Origin of the sequence: Parabacteroides goldsteinii DSM 19448 = WAL 12034 (genome assembly GCF_000969835.1) — a bacterium.
Lineage (GTDB): Bacteria > Bacteroidota > Bacteroidia > Bacteroidales > Tannerellaceae > Parabacteroides > Parabacteroides goldsteinii.
The window spans coordinates 937,779-959,575 of record NZ_KQ033912.1 but is presented as its reverse complement, the minus strand read 5'-3'; the positions used below and the strand labels follow the sequence as shown (position 1 = coordinate 959,575).

Sequence of the window (21,797 nt, the reverse complement as noted above, 5' to 3'; positions counted from 1 at the left end):
TAATTTAGTATGAAGAAATATATTAAATCAATATTAACATCGAGGAAGCAGCTTATGCTGCTTCCCCTGATGCTTGTTTCAGGCGGTATCATGCAGGCGCAAACGGCTGTTCCCGATACCATATATGTAAGTTTCAGTTCCGCAGATCCTGTAACGATGACTTATGGACAGGACATGAATACGGTTGTTTCCGATGCCGGCTTGACAGGTAGTAGTTTTAGTTATCTGTATGTGAAAGCAGAGGACGGTACGGCCAGCGGTTTGAATGGAACCGTATCTTTCAAGGACGGTGCTACCGTAGCCAGTGTATTGAAATTTTCTGCGACGCCGACAGTCGGGGGCGGACAGGCTCTTGGGTTTGTAGCCGATAATCTTTCGGATTATTTTAGCTATACGGCAAATGGTGAGAATGTAGTTTTCTTTACCAGTAATCGGAATGATGCTACTATAACTCGAACATTGACAGTGAATAAGGCTACATTGAGCATTGCAGCCAAAGACACCAGCCGTTTCTACGGAGACGAAAACCCGGCGACTCCCTGGTCTGCCAAAGACTTTGTGTTCAGCGGGTTCGTAAATGATGAAACGGAGGCTATTTTTACTAATTCACAAGTGAATGTATTGCCGAATGTATCTTTCCCGACTGCAACTAAAACGGCAGCAGCAAATACCTTGCATGTCATTCAGTTGGAAGGTGGACAAGCTCAGAATTATGAGTTGAATCTACAGATATCTACCGGTGGAGCTTCTCTCGGAGGTGTTCTGACGATAAAACAATCTCCGCTGACACTGGCTGTTCCCGACAGCGCACGTTTGTATGACGATGCGAATGTGAAGAACATCTTCGGAAAAGAACTCCTAATCACAGAAGGTACTTTGAAGAACGACCAGACGCTGGAGGCATTATTCGGTACAACCAAACTGCAGGTAGTTCATACGGCTACTTCGGCTGCATTAGGTCAATCAAAAAGTGATGTTGGAACATATAGTTATGAGTTAAATGCTGCAGCAACAACTACAGTGTCGACTACTCTTTCTAACTACGATATCCAGGCAATCGCTGCAGGAAAGTACGAAGTTAAGCAGGATACCATTACAATCACCGTATTCCCGGCTGATGCTGAAGTTATTATCAATGATAAACCGGTCAAGGTAATGCAAAAGATTTACGGTGAACCTAATCCTGACGGTTATTTCTATCTGGCTAAACGTCTGGAAACTGGTAGTGCTCCTTCTTATGCATTCTCGAAAACAGCTGAGGCTGTAAATTATATTTCTGCGACAGCTGAAGGCGACAAAGGCTTCAAAGTCGCTCCGCTTGCCGGATACTTCGATTATGAAGGCAAGAAAGCAACTGAAAAGACTGAAGTAAACCTGAAGCGTGAGAAACCGAATCAGAAAGAAGACAGCCTGTATGCTGCCAAAGTGGATAACATCGACAAAGTATCTTCATTGAACTACGCATTCAAAACCGTTGACGGTTCGTTCCTTATCAACCAGCGTCCGCTGGCTATATGGAAAGTAATTGTTGACCGTGTATATGGTGAAGCCGATAAGGATACGACCTGGACGTTCGAACCGAATGACGCTGACAAAAAGCGTGGCTTAGCCATCTTCGATGCGAAATATCAGACAACAACAACTCCTGACGATATCATCGACTTCATGCCGAAAGTTGTCGTTAAGCCAGTTGCTGCCGATAATACGTTGCATGCAGGTTCTTACAACGACACACTGCATATCAAGGTGGTTACTGAAGATAAGTCCATCCAGCCTCCGTTCCAGGCAAAGGACCGTAACTATAAGTTGATTATGAACACTCTGGTTCCCGGAACAATGACCAACGACAGTGTCCGCCTGGAAGTGATGAAAGCTCCGTTGATCATCCGTCTGGATACAATCAAGAGAGCATACGGTTCAGCCGATCCTGAATTTAATAAGGCGGAAGTTCAGAAAGAGTTTATCTCTTACGAAGGCTTCAAGCTCGACGAATCGGCTAACAGCCTGGATTCGACTGCTACCGTAGCTGTCGGAAACCGTATCAAGAATCTGGTTCTAAATAACCGTCCGGCGGGTATCTTACCGGTAGGCACCTATGAACTGACCGGTATCACTGATATCAACAAGGAAAATCCGAACTACGAAATTACAATTGTAGGAAAGGCGCGCTATCAGGTGTATCCGGATAACAGTTATGTCATGGTTTGGACTCCGATACAGAATGAACTGATCGTGGGTGACCTGGTTCGTCTGAATGCAGTTGTAAAACAAGGATCGACCGTGATTGCCGAAGGTTCACAGATTATTTACGAATCATCCGATCCGGCTTTGATCCAGGTAGAGAAGGTGGAAAGCATCTGGTATCTGCGTGCAAAAGCGCTGACAGAAAACGACGGTGTTACCATTACCGCCCGTTACAATGCAGAATCCGGACAGGAAGAAGCGTTGAAGTCGGAAGTATTTAAAGTAGTACGCCTGAAAAACGAAGCAGATTACAATGTTGTATTGGGTAATATGGTCTTTGATTACGATGGTAAAGGTAAAGCTGCCGATGTAAAACTGACCGATCTGAAGGGTATTACCGAATACACTCCGATTGTCACTTATAACGGTGATTACGATCTGCCGGTCGATGCGGGAACCTATAACATCTCCATTTTTGTGAAACATAACGGTTCCGAACTGCTTGTCCGCAAGGAAAAGATGCAGATCAATCCGCGTGAAGTATATGTGAAACCGAAGGATGCACTGATTGCTTATGGCGAGGCTTTGCCGTCTACATTCGAATATACTTATTCCGGCTTTATCGGTAGCGATGACTTCAAGGCGGCTTCTGCTCCTTCTGTAAAAGTTTCCGGCGACATAACCGGTGCCGGTAGTTATACATTGTATGTAGAAGGTGGCGATCCGGGTGCGAACTATACAATCGTAGGAGGTACGGGAACACTTTCTGTATCGAAGGCTTTATTGAAGATCAGTGCCGGAACCGTCAACATCGTTTACGGTGATGAAATACCGGAATTTAAACCCGTATATGAAGGCTTCGTCGGTAACGATAATCCGGATGCCCTGAATTTCCTTTACACGGTGAAGACGAATGTGAAACCGGTCAATGCCGGCACTTACGATCTGGTTATCGACTGTCTGAGTTCGGATGAAGATAACTATGCCGTGACACTGGTTCCTGGCAAGTTGAATATAGCGAAAGCAGCAGCCGGATTACAGTATTCAGTCGAATCGACAACGATTACAGTTGGTGATTCCGTTCTGCTATATGCGAACTGCGAATCTCCGGCGAAGATATCTTTCGCTGCTGAGCATATTGATGTTGCCGGCCTGCGTAACCATGTAGAAGGCGTACACGTTATCGGTAAATCCGAAGGTGTAACCAAGGTATATATCACTATACCGGAATCTACAAACCACTTGTCACATCGTGATTCTGTGACTTTCAATGTGAAGATGGGCGCAGTAGGCAATGAGTCGATCACTTTACAAGGTGTCGGTTTGTATCCTACAATCGTAGAATACAATGCGACAGTAGTTTCCGAAATGCCGGTAGAAGCAATCTACGTGATTGATGCATCCGGTAAACTTCAGAAATTGTTCAGGAAACCTGAGCAGGTTATCGACCTGAGCCAGTTGCGTAGCGGTTACTATCTGGTACGGATCGTCCTGACGAATGGTGAAGCGAAGACTGTGAAGATTGTTAAGAAGTAATATTTCCTGTTTCCCTTTCGGGAAGTGGATAAAAAATCGGAGCCCCTCGGATATTATTCCGGGGGGCTTTTGTATATTTGTCATGTAAACCACTATAAAGTAATGTATTATGAGTAAATTTCTACTAAGGATTTTGTGCTGTGTCCTGATTATTAACGGAACGGCTTTTTTTAGTTATGTGAGTGCCCAGTCTGTTCCCAATGGCGATTTCTCTGCTGAATGGGAGACCGGCTATAATGGAGTCGGCAAGCAACCGGCTTTCTGGAAGGCATCGAATGTCAGTCAGATGGGTGTGAAGAAAGAGTTGGTAACCCGCAATTCGGATGGCTCCGTGCAGTTGACCAACCAGTTTGTCGGTTTGTTTGGAATCGGGTCGAATGCTCCGGCTTATATCTCTTTGGGAACTCCCTGGGTATATGCCAATATTTCGGATATATCCAAGAGTGACGGAGGAACAACCGGAGGAATAGAATTTACCCATCGTCCGGATTCTATTGTCGGCGTATTCAAACGTAAAGTCGTTGCGGAAGAAACAGCCTGGATGGTCCTTTATCTCTGGAAAGGAACAGTCGTTTCCCAAAGTCCGGATGACAAAGAATTGATAGATAATGAGAAAGACGTGCTGGCGGAGAATGGTTCTGTTACCCTGATCGGTAAAGCTGAATTTGAAATAAAAGGCGAGTTATCCGACTGGACGCGTATCTCGGTACCTGTCGACTACCTGTCGGAAGAAGCCCCGGAGAAGATGAATATAACCATATCCAGTGCCGATTACCGTAATCGCAGCCTGATAAAGGAGAATAATACCTTATCGGTGCAAAGTGTGGAACTGATCTATAAAGACCCGGTTTCAACAGAAAAAGTACAATTGCCATCCGATTTGATTTCCGTCGTTGACAATATCCTGTATCTGAATGGTAATTACAAAAACCTGACAGTCTATGCAATGAGTGGAAAACAGGTCTACTATTCTGCCCGTCCGGGAGAAACCGTTTCCCTGTCCTCCCTTCCTGCTGGAATTTATTCCTTGAGAGTCGAAGGAGAACAAGGCGTACAGACGATGAAGTTCCGGGTTCGTTAAAAGATATTATTATTCGGAGGATGAAGGAGATTCTGACTAGAATGGCGTATATTTGCCCTATATCCAACAAACACTTTAATTTATCAATTTGAAATGAAAAGACTATGTATGGCTGTTATGGCAATGTGTTTATTGCTGTCATGCGGCGAAAAAAGAGAAGAGGCTACACTCTCCGGATTAATGAAGTCTGATTTTGTATCGGAAGTGGAAGGTAAGCCGACCGCCTTGTATGTGTTGAAGAATAAAAATGGGGCAGAGGCTTGTATTACAAACTATGGTGGACGCCTGGTTTCTGTAATGGTTCCGGATAAGAATGGCAAAATGACCGATGTCGTGCTGGGTTATGACAATATCGGGCAGTATGTGCAGTCGGACGGAAACTACGGTGCTTTGATCGGACGTTACGGAAACCGTATCAATCAGGGTAAGTTTACTTTGGATGATGTTGAATATACGCTTCCTCAAAATAACGGTGCGCATTGCCTGCATGGTGGTCCGCAGGGGTATCATGCCCGCATGTGGGATGCTAAGCAGCTGAACGACCAGGCGCTGGAGTTGACTTATCTTTCAAAAGACGGTGAAGCCGGTTTCCCCGGAAATCTGGATATCAAGGTTACTTATACGCTGACGGATGACAATGCTGTCGGTATCAAATATGAAGCAACAACCGACAAGAAGACGGTTGTGAACCTGACAAACCATAGTTACTTCAATCTCTCCGGTGTTCCCGGTTCCGATGTGTTGGACCAGTTGGTTATGATTAATGCGGACAACTATACTCCGGTAGACAGCACCCTGATTCCCGTAGGCATAAGTCCTGTTGATGGTACTCCGTTGGATTTGCGTACTCCGGTAGCTATCGGCAAACAGATTAACGACCCGTTCCAGCAATTGCAGTTCGGGCGTGGATATGACCTGAACTGGGTGCTGAATACAAACGGCGATAAGAATGTTTTGGCAGCCAAGGCGTATTCTCCGACCAGCGGTATCGCTCTGGAAGTATATACCAATGAACCGGGTATCCAGTTCTATACCGGAAACTTCATGGATGGAAAAGATACCGGAAAACATGGTGTCTTATATCCGCATCGTGGTGCTTTGTGTCTTGAAACACAGCATTATCCGGATTCACCCAACCATCCGGATTTCCCGAGTGTAGTGCTTAATCCGGGAGAAAAGTACCTCAGTGAATGTATCTATAAGTTTACGGTGGAGTAAGTCGTTCCAGTTTGTAGTAAGGAATGCGGACGACGCAGACGGAGCGCAGAATAACGCAGATAATATTTTAATTAATAAGTCTGCGTTATTCTGCGCTTTTTGCGTTGTCTGCGTCCGGTAATATCCTTTTGGTATATCTTTTTTTCTTGTTAATAATTCTTTGCAAAGAATATATATTCTTGCTTTTAGCTATCTTTGCTTCGTTCAATGGGGAAGCCGTCCTTTGAGTTTCGGTTGTTCTCCTTGGGAACGATATGTAAGCGTTTAAGATATTATCTTTGGAACTGAAAATCGCCAAGTTTCTAGTCGGACAAAGATGATAGACAACTGAACGCTCACGCTTGTTATATATACTCCTGTATGTAGAATAGAGCGTGGGCTGTTGTCTTATTATTTGTTCGATGGGTGTTTGGCGATACCTCAGTTCCGAATAATGGATTAACAGTTTCCACGCTTCTTTATGATATAAAAATGCCAAACGAGGGAAACGGGGCGGCTTGATTGACGTATGAACCCAAAAGAAAGAGAACGGATTGCTGTTTGCCGTGTTTTACTGGATATCGCCGAAGGAACGGATGGCTATGCCTCCGTATCTGATTGTCCCCATTATCAACAGTTGCAGAATAAAATCCTTTTGACGGAGCAGGATTTTGAGAAGGCACGGGATACTTCGGTCCTGGAAAGCCTGGTAGTCCTGAAAGGGGCGCATTACAACATCAAGATGATGCTGGCACTGACCGTATGTGACCTGTATTCAGAGTATATGGTTATTCCGCTTAATTACCGCCTGGTTTTCGAAACATTGATGAGCGCGATTGACTGGCCCATCTCTTTTTCCGAAGTGCTGGCGAAGAGTAAAACGGAATAACGACTTTTAGAACAGGTTATAGTTTGTTCTTAGTACTTTAAATTCTGTGCGGCGGTTTATCTGGTCTGCTATTTCCTGTTGTTCGGGAGTCAGCGTCAGGATAAACTCTTCCGTCAATACATCTCCTTCATTCAGGAAATCGTAGTTCTTTGCCATCTTCTTATTGATAACTTTCGGTACGCTTTCGCCATAGCCTTTGGCCTCCAGGCGTTCTTTTTCGATACCTCCTGCTATCAGGTAATCCACTACTGATTGGGCACGACGTTGTGCCAGGCGTTCGTTATACTGGTCGCTTCCTTTACGGTCGGTATGCGCTCCCAATTCGATTGTTACGTTCGGGTTGTCGTTCAGCATCTTAATCATTTCATCCAGTGCCTTCTGTGATTCGGGGCGCAGGGTTGCTTTGTCGAAGTCATAGAAGATGTTTTCGATAACTACCGGTTTGCTTATCGGGGAGAGGTAGAAGTCTACGATATACGTCTCGTTCTTTTCTTCCGGTCCGGTTTTCAGTTCGAAATTCTGGTTGAGGTAACCGCGGGCGCTTGCCATCATTACGTAACGGATATCACGTTCCAGTTCTACGCGGTAGGTACCGTCTTTTTTTGCCAGTACTTTTTCGTTCAGCCCGTCTTTTCCGACGATGCGGACTGTTGCGTCTTCAATCGGATTCTCGTCCACATCAGACACGATACCTTCGATAAAGATGGTTATGACAGGAAGCTCGAATGAGTACAGGTGGTCGTAGCCGCGGGCGTCATTGCGGTTGGAGCTGAAAAAGCCTTTCTCCTTATCTCCTTCGAAGGTGATGCCGAAATCGTCACCCATCGAGTTGATGGGTGCTTTCAGATTCTCGACATGCCATTTGCCGGTGCTGTCCTGGGTTGCTTTGAACAGGTCCAGTCCGCCCATGCCCGGATGGCCGTTGGAGGCGAAATAGAGTGTGACGGAGTCGCGTACGTACGGAAACATTTCGTCGCCGGGTGTATTGATGTCCGGCCCTAGGTTTTCCATGGGGCCGAAATCATTACCTACGAGCCGGGAGCGGAAAATATCTTTTCCTCCGAAACCGCCGACAGCGTCCGATACATAATACAGGTATTTTCCGTCGGGCGAGACTGCCGGGTGTCCCAGGGCGGTAACCGAGTCTTTCACGATGCTGGCACGTGTCCCTTTTCCCCATTTGGCGCTGCTGCGGGTGGATACATATATTTCTGACGTCCGCGGTCCTTCCGGGTCCTGTGCGCAATAGGTGTAATACATGGTGTTGCCGTCTTTCGAGAAAGAAGGGGTTCCTTCATCAAATTCGGTATTTACTTCATCTTCCAGTTCGACGGGGGCGAGCCAGTTGCCCTGTTCATCCTGTTTGACCAGGAAGAAATCGTTGTTTCGCTGGCCGGTGATGGCACTGATCGTTTCGTCTTTGTCCTTGTTGGCACCTTTCGGTGTACGGGAAGAGGTGAAGTAGAGCTGGTCGTATTTGTCGCCGTAAAGCATCGGGCTGAATTCGCCTCGGCGGGAGTTGAATTTCTCCATCCGCTTAACGATATAACGGCTCGGGTTTTGTTTCCATTGCGGGGCCAGTTCGCTTCCTTTGATACCGTTGAGGGCCAGTTGGCTTTCCGGGTTTAATAACAGGAAGTCGTTGTAATGGCGTATGGCGTCCATATATTTCCCGCTTTTCTGGTACATCTGTCCCAGGCGCAGGCTCACGATACTGTCGGGATAATCATAGCGCAGCGCATTCATATAGGCACTGGTCGCCCTCGGAGTGTTATTGATAAGTCGGTTACATTCAGCCATCCGGTAGGCGATATACCCGCGTAGATCCCGTTTCTGCGGAGACGTTTTCGTATACACTTTCCGATAAATAGCCGCCGCCTCAAAGTATTCACCAATCCGCTGCTTCTCTTCTGCATCGCTCAGCTTCGCCGATTTGCAGGAAAACAGCAGTAATGCGGTTAAAAACAGTAGTATATAGGGAGTAATCTTCTTATTCATCACCGGATAATCTTTATATTATGTAATAACGAACGGATTGATAGGATATTGCCCGGACCGGGATTCATTATTATAATAGCAACGAACTATCCCCATAACTCAAAAAGCGGAAATCATGTCCCAGGGCATAATCATAGATGTTCTTCCAATCGCCTTTTACGAATGCTGAGATTAACAGCAGCAAAGTGCTTTTCGGCTGGTGGAAGTTGGTGACGATTCCCTTTACAATCTTGAATTCATATCCCGGGGCAATGATAATCTGCGTGGCTGTAATCAGCGTATTCAGCTGGTGTTTGTCCAGATAATCGAGTATGTTTTGCAAAGCCTCGGTCGGTGTCAGGCGGTTATTGGCGTCTTCATACGGCATCCATTGTCTGACAACCAGCTCTTCGGAAGTCGCATCCGGATGGGTGGCAAGCGTGACGCCGATATAATACAGGCTTTCGAGCGTGCGGACGGAAGTTGTGCCGACTGCAATGATCTTGCCGAAATTCTGCATCACCCGTTCGATGGTGCTGCGGCGTACGGAGATATATTCGGTATGCATCTCGTGCCCTTCTATCGTTTCGCTCTTGACCGGTTTGAATGTCCCGGCCCCGACATGCAACGTCAGCTCTTCACGGCCGAAACCTTTGGCATCCAGGTCGGCCAGTACTTCCGGTGTGAAATGAAGTCCGGCTGTTGGTGCGGCAACCGAACCTTTTATTTTGGAGTAAACAGTCTGATAAGTCTTTAGATCACTTTCTTCCGTTTTCCGGTGAAGATACGGAGGTATTGGAAGTTCTCCCGCAGCATCCAGTACTTCGGCAAAGCTGAAACCGCCATCCCAACTGAAACGTACCTGGTGCGTCTCTCCGTAACTCTGTACTTTTTCGGCAGATAGTCTGACCGTCTGGCCAGCGACGGTAATTTCCCGGGAAAGAACCGGCTCTTTCCATTTTTTCGCATTCCCTATCAGGCAAATCCAGTTACATGCTTCTGTCTGCTGAAAGATAAGTTCATAATCGTGCGGGGCGGCTGGGTCGAGGCAGAACACTTCGATTTGTGCCCCTGTTGCACGTTGGAATAACAACCGTGCCTGGATTACGCGGGTATTGTTGAATACCATCAGTGAGCCTTCCGGCAGATAATCCGTAATATGCTTGAAGACGCTTTCGCTGACCTTTCCGTCACGGTAAAGTAACAATTTGGACTCGTCCCGCTTGGGTAGGGGAAACTTGGCGATTCGTTCATCAGGCAACGAATAATTATAATCTTCAATACTTATCTGTTGAGTTTTTGTAACCATTGCTATCTCTGTTTATCAGGCACATTCTTGTTGAACCCGGGTGCAAAAGTACAAATTTGTATGATATTATGGTATAATGAAGTATCTTTGTCGATACGAAATATAAACGACAAAAGCTATGAGTAATATAAAGGTAGGTGATAAAGTCCGCTTCCTGAATACAACGGGAGGCGGTATCGTGCGTGGTTTTAAAGGAAAAGACCAGGTACTGGTGGAAGATGAAGACGGATTCGACATTCCGGCGCTGATTCGTGAATGCGTTGTGGTTGGCGGAGAGAATGAGATGCAGGTGCATAGTTCGAACCGTCCGAAAGTACAGCCGCAACCGCAGGTGCAACAGTCGGCTCCTAAACCGCAGCCGAAACAGGAGGAAGTGAAAATTGAAGAAACAGCCGAGGGGGAACGGATGAATATCTATCTGGCTTATCTTCCGCTCGAACCGACAAAGGTCATGCAGCAAAGCGGTTATGAAGCCTATTTCATCAACGACAGTAACTACTATCTGTTCTTCAACTATATGAACCGCCATAACAACAGCTGGGTCAGCCGTTACAATGGCCTGATAGAACCGAATACAAAAATCTTCCTGGAAGAATTCGGCAAGGAAGACCTGAACGACCTCGAACGGATATGCGTGCAGCTGATTGCTTTCAAAAAGGACAAACCTTATTCCCTGAAGAACTCCATCTCCGTAGAGTTGCATCTCGATACGGTCAAGTTCTATAAGCAGCATTGTTTTATGGAAAACGATTTCTTTGAGGAAGACGCAATGGTATATCCCATCGTTCGTAACGACGTGCCGGAAAGGGAATTGCTTGTTTCTGCGGCTGACCTGAAAGAGGCGATGTATCAGAAAGTACAGGAAGACCGCCGTGCTCCCCAGACTATCGTGAAGAAGAAATCGGACAGCGCCGTATTGGAAGTCGACTTGCATATCACGGAACTGCTGGACAATACAAACGGATTGAGCAACGCGGATATGCTGACCTACCAGTTGGATAAATTTCATGAAATACTGGGTAAGTACGCAAATCATAAAGGACAAAAGATTGTCTTTATCCATGGCAAAGGGGATGGCGTTCTGCGTAAAGCGATAGAAAAGGAACTGAAAACAAGATACAAACAATACTATTATCAGGATGCATCTTTCCGTGAATACGGTTTTGGTGCCACTATGGTGACTATCAAATAAGAATTACCTCTTGATAAATAGGCTAAAACAACCGGGTAAATCTTATTTACCTTTGCAGGAAATCTGTTGCCGACAGTGTCGAAAGCTTTGCCGACAGCGTCGACAATTTTGCTGACAGTGTCGACAATATTGCCGACGTCGTCGGCAACAACTTCCCTGCTGAGGAAAAAGGTATTAGCTCCGGTTTATAACAGCAACAAGCTATGGCAACCGAAATAGAAAGGAAATTCATTGTAAAGGGAGACTTCTCTAAAGAAGTCTGCGATTCCCAGCGTATCGTGCAAGGCTACATTTGTTCGCAGCCCGGTCGTACGGTGCGTATCCGTATAAGAGGTGAGAAAGGTTTTCTTACCATTAAAGGCCCTTCCGATGATAAAGGCCTGAGCCGTTACGAGTTTGAGCAGGAGATTCCTTTGCCGGATGCCGAACAGCTTCTGACCCTCTGTGAACCGGGAGCTATCGACAAAGTGCGCCATCTGGTTCGCGTCGGCAAACATACCTGGGAGGTCGATGTCTTCCACGGAGCCAACGAAGGCCTGGTTATGGCCGAAATAGAACTGGCTTCCGAAGATGAACCGTTTGAGAAACCCGACTGGATAGGGGAAGAGGTCAGTGGAGACCGTAGATATTACAACTCGATGCTGACTAAGGAACCCTATTCCCAATGGACAAAGAAATAATAATAATTTAAACAATAAAACACCATGAAGAAAATCTTATTATCCGTTCTGGCCGCTGCCCTGTCATTGCCCGCTGTTGCGGACGAAGGCATGTGGTTGCTTCCGTTACTCCAGCAGCAGAAGTTTCCGGAAATGCAGGCGCTGGGACTTAAATTGCAGGATTACGATATCTACAGTCCTGATTCCGCATCCCTGAAAGATGCAGTCGTTATCTTTGGCGGAGGCTGTACAGGTGAAATCGTTTCGCCGGACGGCCTGTTGCTGACAAACCATCATTGCGGATACGGCCAGATACAACAACACAGTACGCTGGAGCATGATTATCTGACCGATGGCTTTTGGGCGACAACCCGTGAGCAGGAATTACCGAACCCCGGACTGACCGTCACCTTCATCGACAAGATAGAAGATGTAACCGATTATGTAAAGAAAGAACTGGAGAAAGATACAGACCCGCAAAGCATGAACTTCCTTTCCCCGAAATACCTGAACGGGTTGGCGAAAGCCAAAGTCGGAGAAAAGTTCCTGCAGGATAATCCCGGTACGGAAGTAGAGATTAAGGCTTTCTACGGAGGTAACGTATATTATATGTTCACGAAGAAAATCTATTCCGACATCCGCCTGGTCGGTGCTCCTCCTTCATCTGTCGGTAAGTTCGGTGCGGATACCGACAACTGGATGTGGCCGCGTCATACCGGCGACTTCTCCGTCTTCCGTGTCTATGCCGATGCGAACGGTAATCCGGCGGAATATTCCGAATCGAATGTCCCGCTGCGTCCGAAGCGTTGGTTTAAAATATCCGTCAAAGGTGTTGAAGAAGACGATTATGCCATGATGATGGGATTTCCCGGCCGCACAAACAAGTACTATACCTCCTGGGAGGTGGCCGAACGTCGCGACATAGACAATACAGTTCGTATCAATATCCGTAACCTTCGCCAGGAAGTCATGTTGGACGAGATGCTGAAAGACCCATCTGTCCGTATTCAGTACGCCAGCAAATATGCCGGTTCGACCAATGCCTATAAGAATGCTATCGGAAGCAACTGGGCAATAAAGAAACGTAACTTCGAGCAGGTAAAAAAAGAAGAACAAGACCGTCTGATTGCCTGGGCGCAAAAGAATAACGAATCAAGCTACCCGGAAGCCTTATCGACCCTCGAACAGATAGTTTCCGACCGGAAAGACCTCCGTTTCCGTAGCTGGATGCTGGATGAGGCCATCCTGCGTGGGATTGAATTTGCAAAAGTACCGACAGAGGTGCAGTCCGTCAGTGATGCCCTGAGAGGAAAAGACCGCAACGAGCAACAGAAACAAATCCGTCTGCTGGATATGGCTTACCATCGTTTCGCCGATAAGGATTATGCCCCGGAAGTAGACAAGAAGATTGCAAAGGTCATGCTGAAGGAATACCGCCGCCTGGTTCCTGCAAAGTCCCAGCCTGCTTATTTCTCTTTGATTGACAAGAAATTCAAGGGTGATGTAGACCGTTTTGTCGATTACCTGTTCGATAAATCTATCTACGGAAGCGAAGAGAACTTCGACAAGTTTAAAACGCGTCCTTCTGTGAAAGCTCTGGAGCAGGACCCGATGATCTTGTTTGCCAAATCCGTGCAGGAGGAAAAAGCGAATCTGAATGCCGCCCTGGCCGATTTCGACTCCGGATATGCGTTGGCTCATAAAGAATATGTAAAAGGATTGCTGGCAATGTATCAGGATAAAGCCAATTTCCCCGATGCCAATTTCTCTCTGCGCCTGACCTATGGACAGGTGAAAGGCTATCGTCCGAAGGATGCCGTTTATTATAACTGCCAGACCACTCTGGACGGTGTGATGGAAAAGGAAGATTCAACGAATTGGGAGTTTGTTGTACCGTCCCGCCTGAAAGCGCTTTATGAAGCCAAAGACTTCGGCCGCTATCAGATGCCCGACGGACGAATGCCGGTAGCCTTCAGTGCAACTACCCATACTACCGGAGGTAATTCCGGCAGTCCTGTCCTGAATGCGAACGGCGAACTGATCGGTATCAACTTCGACCGTAACTGGGAAGGTGTAGGCGGCGATATCCAGTACTTACCGGACTATCAGCGCAGTATCATCGTCGATATCCGTTATGTCTTATTCCTGATCGACAAATATGCCGGAGCCGGCTATCTGCTGGAGGAGATGGATTTGGTAGAATAATAGGAAAGAAATCTGAATTCCAGATAGCTGGATGTGAACGTCTGGCTATCCGGGATGGGATTAAAGCCATAAAAAAAGCGAATGATTGATACAATCACTCGCTTTTTTTATATTCTGATATAATTAAAACATGCCTTTTTCAAGTTCAGCTGCTTTTACGCGGAAAATATATCCGTTACGTGAGAATACTAGTTCTCCGTCTTCTTTCTTTTTCTGGTTAACTAAGCGTTGAAAAGCTATATTGGCTCCTTTAACTATATTCTCTTCAAATTCTCTTACTTCTTGTTCACTCATGATGTTCAAGTTTAGTGTAAATATCCGAATTATATATCTCTTTTTTTTCATTCTTGAATCCTTTGGCGATTACTTCCATCGGAGACATAGAATTGTCTGTTACCATCCAATAATCACTAATGGGGATATATAGTTCAAAAAGATTGTGAATACCCGCCTCGTATCTGCGACGGATAGTACTTTCCGGTATGTTATGACCACCGGCAGCCACTCTCATTTTTACCCGTTCCACTGCCAAATCCGGCGTATTCAACCAGAAATATAACAATGTCACATAATATCCTTCCCTTTGTGCTTCCCTGATCAGGTTTGCGACTGATCGGGTGGCGAGCGTAGTTTCCATTGCAAAAGTCTCACCGGCTGCGATGAGTTCTTTGATGCGCTTATACATAATACGGCTTGCTTCTACAGCTACGGCGATACTATCTGCATTAAAAGGGGAAAGCCCCTTGGCTATCTCGTCGGAATTCACGAACTCCTTACACTTCAACATTTCTGGAAGTATTGTAAAGGAAGCCGTTGTTTTCCCTGCTCCGTTGCAACCTGATATTATATATAAATATGGCACTATTTGCTGCTTTTGACAGGGCAAATATAGATAATAGTTTTATATGTTGTACAATTTATTTCTCAAAAATCGTGAAAATGTGCAGAATTTGTACGAATAACCCCGCATTTCGTTGTTTCGGAGGGCTGTTTTGTTAAAATTAGACCCATAAAAGGTCGCTCATGATACCATCGGAGATAAAAATCCCTTCCCTGGAAAGGAGTAAAGTTTCGCCCTTTTGAATAAGCAGGCCCTGTTTAAGGTAAGGGGCTGCCTGCTTTTGACAGTAGGCAAGTTTCTCTTTTCCGAACTGTCTTTGAATTTCAACTAAGCTAATGCCCCACATGGTGCGAAGTCCGGTGATAATGAAGTCGTTGTAGCGGGTGTTTAAATCCAGTTCCTCTACTTCTATGTCGGGTGAACCGCTATCGATTCCCCGGAGATAGGCCGGGAGTGAGGATATATTCCATTGTCGACTTATTCCGTTATAGGAATGGGCGGACGGACCTATCCCCAGGTATTTCCTGCCGGTCCAGTACGAACTGTTATGGCGGGAGAGCATTCCGGGACGTGCAAAGTTGGATATTTCATACTGCTGATATCCGTTTGCCGTCAGCCGTTCTATCAGTGAGGTGAAAAGGGTTACGCTGACCTCTTCTTCTACGGGAGAAATCTTTCCGGCTTCCTTTAGTTTATATAAAGCCGTACCTTCTTCATATATTAAATGGTAAGCGGAGATATGTGGAATGTCGAGCCGGATAGTGGTGTCGAGATTGGCTTCCCATTCTTTTACATTCTGTCCGGGCAGGCCGTATATCAGGTCGATGCTGATATTCGATAAACCATTCTCCTTGCATAACTCGACTGCTCGCAAGGCCTGTTCCCGGTTGTGGCGACGGTTCAGGAAGCGGAGGTCCTCTTCCTTGAAACTTTGTACTCCCATACTGACACGGTTAAAGGGGAGTGAGCGCAGGGAGGCCACATATTCGGGTGTCATATCGTCCGGATTGGCTTCCAGGGTGATTTCCTGACAATGGCTTACATCGAAAAGCCGGTGGATGGCATTGAATATACGGTCGAAATCTTTCGCCTCCAGTTGGGAGGGTGTCCCGCCACCGAAATAAATGGTTTCGACAGGTTCGTCATCCGTATACTCCTTGCGTAATTCCAACTCACGGATCACGGCGGCAAGGTACGGTTCTTTGTACTTCATCTCCGTATTGGAGAAAAAATCGCAGTACAAACAACGTTTTGCACAAAAGGGAATATGGATATAAAGGCCTGCCATTATTTGAGTATTGTCCATAGTTTTTGAGGGTCTTGACGGGTATTTTGTTGTTTTACAAGAGGATCCCAGATTATTTTCATTGTAAGGATTTTATGAAGTCACTCATTTCCTGCTCTTCGATATAGTTTCCGCTCTTTTTATTATTTTCGGCTCGGTTTAACAATGCATTCAGGAGTTCGGAAGGCATATCATACGTTTTGGTCGGAGAGTCGGATAGTAACTTTTTAATGTACTTCTCGGCTTTAGCCAGTTTCTCGTTATCCAGTTGCATCAGCGCTTCAACCAGATCCATTTTACGTGCTTTTAATTCCATAGTTGTCATAGTAATAATCTTAATTTATATCTATTATACAAAGGTACGAAAAAATATCCCAGAAGAGGCCTGTTACATAACATAGTTCTCAAACACGGGGCAGATAATTGTTTTTTTCCTGTACATTCTCTAATTTGCGGCCTCGTGAGTAATTCACGTAATGATATTTATTGTTAAACTCAAAATACCTGATATCATGAAAGTATACCAAACAAACGAAATTAAGAACATCTCTATCTTGGGAAGTTCGGGCTCTGGGAAAACCACTCTCGCTGAAGCAATGCTTTACGAGGGTGGAGTTATAAAACGTCGTGGCTCTGTAGACGGAGGAAATACAGTGAGCGACTATTTCCCGGTTGAGAAAGAGTATGGATACTCAGTGTTCTCAACCGTTTTCAGTGTTGAGTGGCAAGACAGGAAGCTGAACTTTATCGATTGTCCGGGTTCGGACGACTTTATCGGTGGAGCTGTTTCAGCCCTGAACGTTACCGATACGGCACTGATGGTGTTGAATGCCCAGTATGGTGTGGAAGTGGGAACAATGAACCAGTTCCGGTATACAGAACAATTTCATAAACCCGTTATCTTCGTTGTCAATCAGTTGGATAACGATAAAGCGGACTATGACGGAACAATTGCCCAGCTGAGAGATCAGTTCGGTAGCAAGATTGTTCCTATCCAGTATCCGGTTAGTACAGGAGCATCTTTCAATGCCGTTGTCGATGTATTGAAAATGAAGATGTATCGTTGGAAACCCGAAGGCGGTGTGCCTGACGTTCTGGAAATCCCGGCAGAAGAAATGGACAAAGCCATGGAACTTCACAAAGCGCTCGTTGAGGCAGCTGCCGAAAATGACGATATGCTGATGGAAAAGTTCTTCGAAGAAGGCACATTGAGCGAAGACGATATGCGTGCCGGTATCCGTGCCGGTTTGGTTATCCGCGGTATGTTCCCGGTATTCTGCGTTTGTGCTGGACGTGATATGTGCGTTCGCCGTACATTGGAATTCCTTGGAAATGTGGTTCCTTGCACCGACAAGATGCCTCGTCCGGTAACAACTGACGGCGTGGAGGTTACTCCTGTAGCCGATGGCCCGACAAGTCTGTTCTTCTTTAAGACTACTATAGAGCCGCATATCGGCCAGGTTTCCTATTTTAAAGTGATATCAGGAAAAGTAAAAGCAGGAGACGATTTACTGAATGCCGACCGTGGTTCGAAAGAACGTATCGCACAGTTATTCTCCGTAGCCGGACAGACTCGTAACGAAGTGTCTGAAATGGTGGCAGGTGATATCGGTGCAACAGTGAAGCTGAAAGATGTACGTCGCGGTAATACCCTGAATGGTAAGGGATGTGATTATAAATTCGACTTTATCAAATATCCGGACCCGAAATACCGCCGTGCCGTTAAGCCGGTTAACGAATCGGATGCGGAAAAGATGATGGAAATCCTGAACCGTATGCGTGAAGAAGACCCGACATGGGTTATCGAACAGTCCAAGGAATTGAAACAGACAATCGTTTCCGGACAGGGAGAATTCCACTTGCGTACGTTGAAATGGAGAATTGAAAATAATGATAAGCTGCCGATTGAGTATCTTGAACCGAAGATTCCGTATCGTGAAACCATTACAAAGGCTGCCCGTGCTGACTATCGTCATAAGAAACAGTCCGGTGGTGCAGGCCAGTTCGGTGAAGTTCACCTGATTGTGGAACCTTATTACGAAGGTATGCCGGCTCCGGATATGTATCGTTTCGGCGGACAGGAATATAAAATTAGCGTACGTGATACGCAAACTATTGATTTGGACTGGGGTGGTAAGCTGGTATTTATTAACAGTATCGTTGGTGGAGCCATCGATGCCCGTTTCTTACCGGCTATTCTGAAAGGTATTATGGCACGTATGGAACAGGGACCGTTAACCGGTTCGTACGCCCGTGATGTGCGCATCATTGTCTATGATGGCAAGATGCATCCGGTAGACAGTAATGAAATTTCTTTCATGTTGGCCGGTCGTAATGCCTTCAGTACTGCCTTTAAAGAAGCTGGTCCAAAGATTCTCGAACCTGTTTATGATGTAGAAGTTTCTGTTCCGGGTGATTATCTGGGTGATGTAATGAGCGACTTGCAAGGACGCCGTGCCATCATTATGGGTATGAACAGTGAAAAAGGCTTTGAAAAGTTGTTGGCTAAAGTTCCTTTGAAAGAAATGTCCAACTATTCAACTTCTTTGAGTTCTATTACCGGTGGCCGTGCTTCATTCACAATGAAGTTCTCTGCTTACGAACTTGTACCGTCAGATGTACAGGATAAGCTGTTGAAGGCTTACGAAGCTACTCAGTCAGAAGATTGATTAATAAATTAGTATCTAACTATAAGGCATCCTCTTTGGGGGATGCCTTTTTTGTTTCTTTAAGCTGGTATCGCAAGTCGCTTTTTTCTTAAAACTCTTGTTTTAGCTGCTCTAACGTATGGAATACTGCCGGGCAGGTTTCTGCATTCTTAATTGTCAGTGCATGTATCTGGTAGAACTTTTTCCGGTCCGTATGCGGATATTCCCGGCAGGCTTTCGGACGGTCCTCATAAATACTGCAATAATTGTCGCTTCCCAGGAAAGGACAAGGCATTGAACGGAATACATAATCTTTATCTTCGTCGATATGTAAATGGCGTTGAACAACTTCGTGTGGCTTGATGCGCAATGCCTGTGCGATTCGTTCGATATCACGGTCCGTGATGCGTGGTCCCAGTGTGCGGCAGCAATTTCCGCAGTCCAGGCAATTGATAGAATCGAATACCTCCTCATGGATGGCATGTATCGTGTCGTCCAGTTCCCGGTGACGGTTCTTCTTGATAGATTTGAAAAAAGTCTTTGTTTCCTTCTCTACTTTTTTAGCTCTCTCAGGGAGGGAGTTAATATCCATAAAATGATTATGTTTTAATTTGAAAGGGCAAATGTAAGCATTTACGGTGGAAAAAGAAAAAGTATCTTCATACGGTTGTTGCAATGCTGTAACAGCGGTTGCGTTTCTTTGTGTAGTGTAAATATCTTACGTATGAAACTAAGAAAATATTATCCGACCGTTGTGCTTTCTGACATTCACCTGGGTTCTGAACACTCCAGGACGAAAGAAGTAACCAATTTCCTTAAACATATTGACTGCGACCGTCTGATCTTGAACGGTGACATCATTGATGGCTGGCAACTTCAGAAATCCGGCAAGCGATGGAAACAGGCACAAACCGATTTCTTTAAAGTCCTGATGAAAATGATGGAGAAGAAAGGGACGCAAATCATTTATATCCGTGGTAATCACGATGATTTCCTCGATAAACTGGTTCCTTTCCGGTTCTCCAATATCTCTATCGTAAAAGACTATTTGCTGAACAGCCACGGGAAGCGTTACCTGGTGACCCATGGCGATATCTTTGATACGATAACAACGAATATGCGTTGGCTGGCGATGCTGGGCGATATCGGTTATACCTTCCTGTTGTGGCTGAACAAGATTTATAACAAGAATCGGGAAAAGCATGGTAAACCTTATTTTTCCCTCTCGCAGCATGTGAAACACCGGGTGAAGAGTGCCGTCTCTTACATCTCCGATTTTGAAAAGGAACTGGTAAAACTGGCACAAGTCAAACGGCTTGACGGAATTATCTGCGGTCATATTCATCAGGCGGCAAATGTCCGGTACGGCAATGTTCATTACCTGAATTCCGGCGATTGGGTAGAAAGTATGACCGCTTTGGTTGAAAATGAACAAGGAGAATGGAATATTCTGACTTACAATAAGGCAGAGTATGATATGGAGGAAGAATCTGTTTCAAAACCTGTATTATATGCTGAAGTGATATGAAAATGCTGTTTATCATACAAGGGGAGGGTAGAGGCCATCTGACACAAGCCTTGTCTCTCCGGCGGAAGCTGGCAGACGAAGGTCATCAGGTTGTCGGTGTGCTTGTCGGGAAAAGTCCGGCTCGTCGTATCCCTGATTTCTTTATGGAGAAAATCAATGCACCGGTCTATTCTTTTGAAAGTCCGAACTTTCTGCCTACGGCAAAGAATAAACAGGTTAATTTGCTGAAAAGTATAGGATATAATGTATTGAGACTGCATAAATATACGGCTAGTATACACTATATTAACCGGATGATAAAGGAAACAGGTGCAGATGTGGTAGTCAATTTTTATGAGTTGTTGACGGGGCTGACTTACTTGTTTTGCCGTCCGAAAGCGATGATGGTTTGCATTGCTCACCAGTATCTTTTTCTGCATCCTGATTTCTCTTTTCCCAAGCTGAATGCAGTCTCTTTATCTTTGTTGAAGTTTTTTACCCATGTAACGGCTATCGGTGCTACGAAAAAGCTCGCCCTGTCATTTCGGAAAATGCGCGAAGTTCCGGCAGATAAGATGGTGGTAGTACCTCCTTTATTACGTAAGGAAATAATAAATAAGACTCCCCGAAAAGGAGACTATCTGCATGGCTATTTGTTGAATAGTGGATTCAGCGAAGAGGTAAAAGAGTGGCATGCTGCTCATCCGGAGGTTCCGATGCATTTCTTTTGGGATAAGCGGGGAGCCAAAGAAACCACAAAGATTGACGATACACTTTCTTTTCATCAGTTGAACGATATTCGTTTTGTCAAATATATGGCAAATGCCAAAGCGTATGCAACGACAGCCGGTTTCGAATCTGTTTGCGAAGCAATGTATCTGGATAAGCCTGTCCTGATGGTTCCAACCCATATTGAACAGGCCTGTAATGCTCATGATGCATCTTTGTCGGGAGCGGGTACGGTGGCCGAGCACTTCGATTTGGATGTTTTGCTGCATTTATCGGAAACCCACCAGCCGAATCCAGTATTCCGTCATTGGGTACAGCAGGCGGATTGGTTAATCCTGCGTGAATTCCGTGAAGATTTGCTGATGGAGGAGATGCCGTCATCCGTTTGGCATCGCTTGTCTATGCATTGGGTGTATAGGGTGGCGAAGACATTTTCGATTTAACCGGTATCGCATTTTGTTATAAGTTTTTATTGCGTTAAAGCGGTAATGGCTCTTCGCCATTATTTATTCCGGTTAGTTTATATATAATATAATGTACGTGTACATTTTATAATGC

General features: G+C 45.5%; 17 protein-coding genes. 10 read left to right on the top strand and 7 right to left on the bottom strand.

Features of this window, described 5'->3' with window-relative positions; genetic code table 11:
- The first annotated feature begins 9 nt into the window (after positions 1 to 9).
- The 4 genes from HMPREF1535_RS03780 (at position 10) to HMPREF1535_RS03765 (ending at position 6,887) form a co-directional block, all read left to right on the top strand.
- Positions 10 to 3,720: an MBG domain-containing protein gene (locus HMPREF1535_RS03780; RefSeq protein ID WP_046145348.1), complete on the top strand. Its 3,711-nt coding sequence runs from the start codon at positions 10 to 12 to the stop codon at positions 3,718 to 3,720.
- A 109-nt stretch (positions 3,721 to 3,829) separates the two neighbouring features.
- Positions 3,830 to 4,801, top strand: a complete 972-nt coding sequence (locus tag HMPREF1535_RS03775; RefSeq protein WP_046145347.1) for a T9SS type A sorting domain-containing protein — start codon at positions 3,830 to 3,832, stop codon at positions 4,799 to 4,801.
- A 93-nt stretch (positions 4,802 to 4,894) separates the two neighbouring features.
- Positions 4,895 to 6,019 (top strand): aldose epimerase family protein, encoded by a 1,125-nt coding sequence (locus HMPREF1535_RS03770; protein WP_046145346.1) that lies wholly within the window; start codon positions 4,895 to 4,897, stop codon positions 6,017 to 6,019.
- 508 nt (positions 6,020 to 6,527) lie between these two features.
- Positions 6,528 to 6,887 carry a hypothetical protein gene (locus tag HMPREF1535_RS03765; RefSeq protein WP_007654854.1) on the top strand — a complete coding sequence of 120 codons (360 nt, stop codon included), beginning with the start codon at positions 6,528 to 6,530 and terminating at the stop codon, positions 6,885 to 6,887.
- A 6-nt stretch (positions 6,888 to 6,893) separates the two neighbouring features.
- Here the strand turns inward: HMPREF1535_RS03765 and porE are convergent, their stop codons facing one another.
- Together porE and HMPREF1535_RS03755 are read right to left on the bottom strand one after the other, a co-directional pair.
- On the bottom strand, positions 6,894 to 8,885 hold the full coding sequence (gene porE, locus HMPREF1535_RS03760; protein WP_046145345.1) for a PorE family type IX secretion system protein: 1,992 nt from the start codon (positions 8,883 to 8,885) through the stop codon (positions 6,894 to 6,896).
- A 70-nt stretch (positions 8,886 to 8,955) separates the two neighbouring features.
- Complete coding sequence (locus tag HMPREF1535_RS03755; protein WP_046145344.1) at positions 8,956 to 10,173, bottom strand: S-adenosylmethionine:tRNA ribosyltransferase-isomerase; 1,218 nt, start codon at positions 10,171 to 10,173, stop codon at positions 8,956 to 8,958.
- A 118-nt stretch (positions 10,174 to 10,291) separates the two neighbouring features.
- Here HMPREF1535_RS03755 and HMPREF1535_RS03750 point away from each other — a divergent pair, with 118 nt between their 5' ends.
- The 3 genes from HMPREF1535_RS03750 to HMPREF1535_RS03740 all read left to right on the top strand — a co-directional run bounded on the left by HMPREF1535_RS03750 (position 10,292) and on the right by HMPREF1535_RS03740 (position 14,229).
- On the top strand, positions 10,292 to 11,365 hold the full coding sequence (locus HMPREF1535_RS03750) for a DUF2027 domain-containing protein (RefSeq protein ID WP_010802000.1): 1,074 nt from the start codon (positions 10,292 to 10,294) through the stop codon (positions 11,363 to 11,365).
- A 203-nt stretch (positions 11,366 to 11,568) separates the two neighbouring features.
- Positions 11,569 to 12,045, top strand: a complete 477-nt coding sequence (locus HMPREF1535_RS03745) for a CYTH domain-containing protein (RefSeq protein WP_010802001.1) — start codon at positions 11,569 to 11,571, stop codon at positions 12,043 to 12,045.
- A 24-nt stretch (positions 12,046 to 12,069) separates the two neighbouring features.
- Positions 12,070 to 14,229: a S46 family peptidase gene (locus HMPREF1535_RS03740; protein ID WP_046145343.1), complete on the top strand. Its 2,160-nt coding sequence runs from the start codon at positions 12,070 to 12,072 to the stop codon at positions 14,227 to 14,229.
- Between the two features lie 123 nt (positions 14,230 to 14,352).
- Here HMPREF1535_RS03740 and HMPREF1535_RS25940 read toward each other — a convergent pair whose 3' ends face one another.
- The 4 genes from HMPREF1535_RS25940 to HMPREF1535_RS03720 all read right to left on the bottom strand — a co-directional run bounded on the left by HMPREF1535_RS25940 (position 14,353) and on the right by HMPREF1535_RS03720 (position 16,671).
- A complete protein-coding gene (locus HMPREF1535_RS25940) occupies positions 14,353 to 14,523 on the bottom strand; it encodes a hypothetical protein (protein WP_007654848.1) in 171 nt (56 codons plus the stop codon).
- Positions 14,516 to 15,115: an ATPase gene (locus HMPREF1535_RS03730; protein ID WP_007654847.1), complete on the bottom strand. Its 600-nt coding sequence runs from the start codon at positions 15,113 to 15,115 to the stop codon at positions 14,516 to 14,518. The genes HMPREF1535_RS25940 and HMPREF1535_RS03730 overlap by 8 nt, the downstream gene beginning before the upstream one ends.
- A gap of 115 nt (positions 15,116 to 15,230) precedes the next feature.
- Positions 15,231 to 16,358, bottom strand: a complete 1,128-nt coding sequence (gene hemW, locus HMPREF1535_RS03725; RefSeq protein ID WP_046146393.1) for a radical SAM family heme chaperone HemW — start codon at positions 16,356 to 16,358, stop codon at positions 15,231 to 15,233.
- A gap of 76 nt (positions 16,359 to 16,434) precedes the next feature.
- Positions 16,435 to 16,671 (bottom strand): hypothetical protein, encoded by a 237-nt coding sequence (locus tag HMPREF1535_RS03720; protein ID WP_052329213.1) that lies wholly within the window; start codon positions 16,669 to 16,671, stop codon positions 16,435 to 16,437.
- Between the two features lie 196 nt (positions 16,672 to 16,867).
- On the opposite strand from HMPREF1535_RS03720, the gene HMPREF1535_RS03715 reads away from it, so the two are divergent.
- Positions 16,868 to 19,024, top strand: coding sequence for an elongation factor G (locus HMPREF1535_RS03715; RefSeq protein WP_007654843.1), 2,157 nt, complete (start codon positions 16,868 to 16,870; stop codon positions 19,022 to 19,024).
- 88 nt (positions 19,025 to 19,112) lie between these two features.
- Here HMPREF1535_RS03715 and HMPREF1535_RS03710 read toward each other — a convergent pair whose 3' ends face one another.
- Positions 19,113 to 19,595, bottom strand: coding sequence for a YkgJ family cysteine cluster protein (locus HMPREF1535_RS03710; RefSeq protein WP_046146392.1), 483 nt, complete (start codon positions 19,593 to 19,595; stop codon positions 19,113 to 19,115).
- A gap of 132 nt (positions 19,596 to 19,727) precedes the next feature.
- Between HMPREF1535_RS03710 and HMPREF1535_RS03705 the strand changes: the two genes are divergently transcribed.
- Together HMPREF1535_RS03705 and HMPREF1535_RS03700 are read left to right on the top strand one after the other, a co-directional pair.
- Positions 19,728 to 20,531, top strand: coding sequence for a UDP-2,3-diacylglucosamine diphosphatase (locus HMPREF1535_RS03705; protein WP_046145342.1), 804 nt, complete (start codon positions 19,728 to 19,730; stop codon positions 20,529 to 20,531).
- On the top strand, positions 20,528 to 21,682 hold the full coding sequence (locus HMPREF1535_RS03700) for a glycosyltransferase family protein (RefSeq protein ID WP_046145341.1): 1,155 nt from the start codon (positions 20,528 to 20,530) through the stop codon (positions 21,680 to 21,682). The genes HMPREF1535_RS03705 and HMPREF1535_RS03700 overlap by 4 nt, the downstream gene beginning before the upstream one ends.
- Positions 21,683 to 21,797: the final 115 nt, after the last annotated feature.

Coding starts and splice junctions, on each gene's coding strand:
- HMPREF1535_RS03780 (WP_046145348.1), top strand. CDS start 10: ATGAAGAAATATATTAAATCAATATTAACATCGAGGAAGCAGCTTATG.
- HMPREF1535_RS03710 (WP_046146392.1), bottom strand. CDS start 19,595: ATGGATATTAACTCCCTCCCTGAGAGAGCTAAAAAAGTAGAGAAGGAA.
- HMPREF1535_RS03705 (WP_046145342.1), top strand. CDS start 19,728: ATGAAACTAAGAAAATATTATCCGACCGTTGTGCTTTCTGACATTCAC.
- porE (WP_046145345.1), bottom strand. CDS start 8,885: ATGAATAAGAAGATTACTCCCTATATACTACTGTTTTTAACCGCATTA.
- HMPREF1535_RS03770 (WP_046145346.1), top strand. CDS start 4,895: ATGAAAAGACTATGTATGGCTGTTATGGCAATGTGTTTATTGCTGTCA.
- HMPREF1535_RS03740 (WP_046145343.1), top strand. CDS start 12,070: ATGAAGAAAATCTTATTATCCGTTCTGGCCGCTGCCCTGTCATTGCCC.
- HMPREF1535_RS03765 (WP_007654854.1), top strand. CDS start 6,528: ATGAACCCAAAAGAAAGAGAACGGATTGCTGTTTGCCGTGTTTTACTG.
- hemW (WP_046146393.1), bottom strand. CDS start 16,358: ATGGCAGGCCTTTATATCCATATTCCCTTTTGTGCAAAACGTTGTTTG.
- HMPREF1535_RS03715 (WP_007654843.1), top strand. CDS start 16,868: ATGAAAGTATACCAAACAAACGAAATTAAGAACATCTCTATCTTGGGA.
- HMPREF1535_RS03775 (WP_046145347.1), top strand. CDS start 3,830: ATGAGTAAATTTCTACTAAGGATTTTGTGCTGTGTCCTGATTATTAAC.
- HMPREF1535_RS03720 (WP_052329213.1), bottom strand. CDS start 16,671: ATGGAATTAAAAGCACGTAAAATGGATCTGGTTGAAGCGCTGATGCAA.
- HMPREF1535_RS03745 (WP_010802001.1), top strand. CDS start 11,569: ATGGCAACCGAAATAGAAAGGAAATTCATTGTAAAGGGAGACTTCTCT.
- HMPREF1535_RS03700 (WP_046145341.1), top strand. CDS start 20,528: ATGAAAATGCTGTTTATCATACAAGGGGAGGGTAGAGGCCATCTGACA.
- HMPREF1535_RS25940 (WP_007654848.1), bottom strand. CDS start 14,523: ATGAGTGAACAAGAAGTAAGAGAATTTGAAGAGAATATAGTTAAAGGA.
- HMPREF1535_RS03755 (WP_046145344.1), bottom strand. CDS start 10,173: ATGGTTACAAAAACTCAACAGATAAGTATTGAAGATTATAATTATTCG.
- HMPREF1535_RS03750 (WP_010802000.1), top strand. CDS start 10,292: ATGAGTAATATAAAGGTAGGTGATAAAGTCCGCTTCCTGAATACAACG.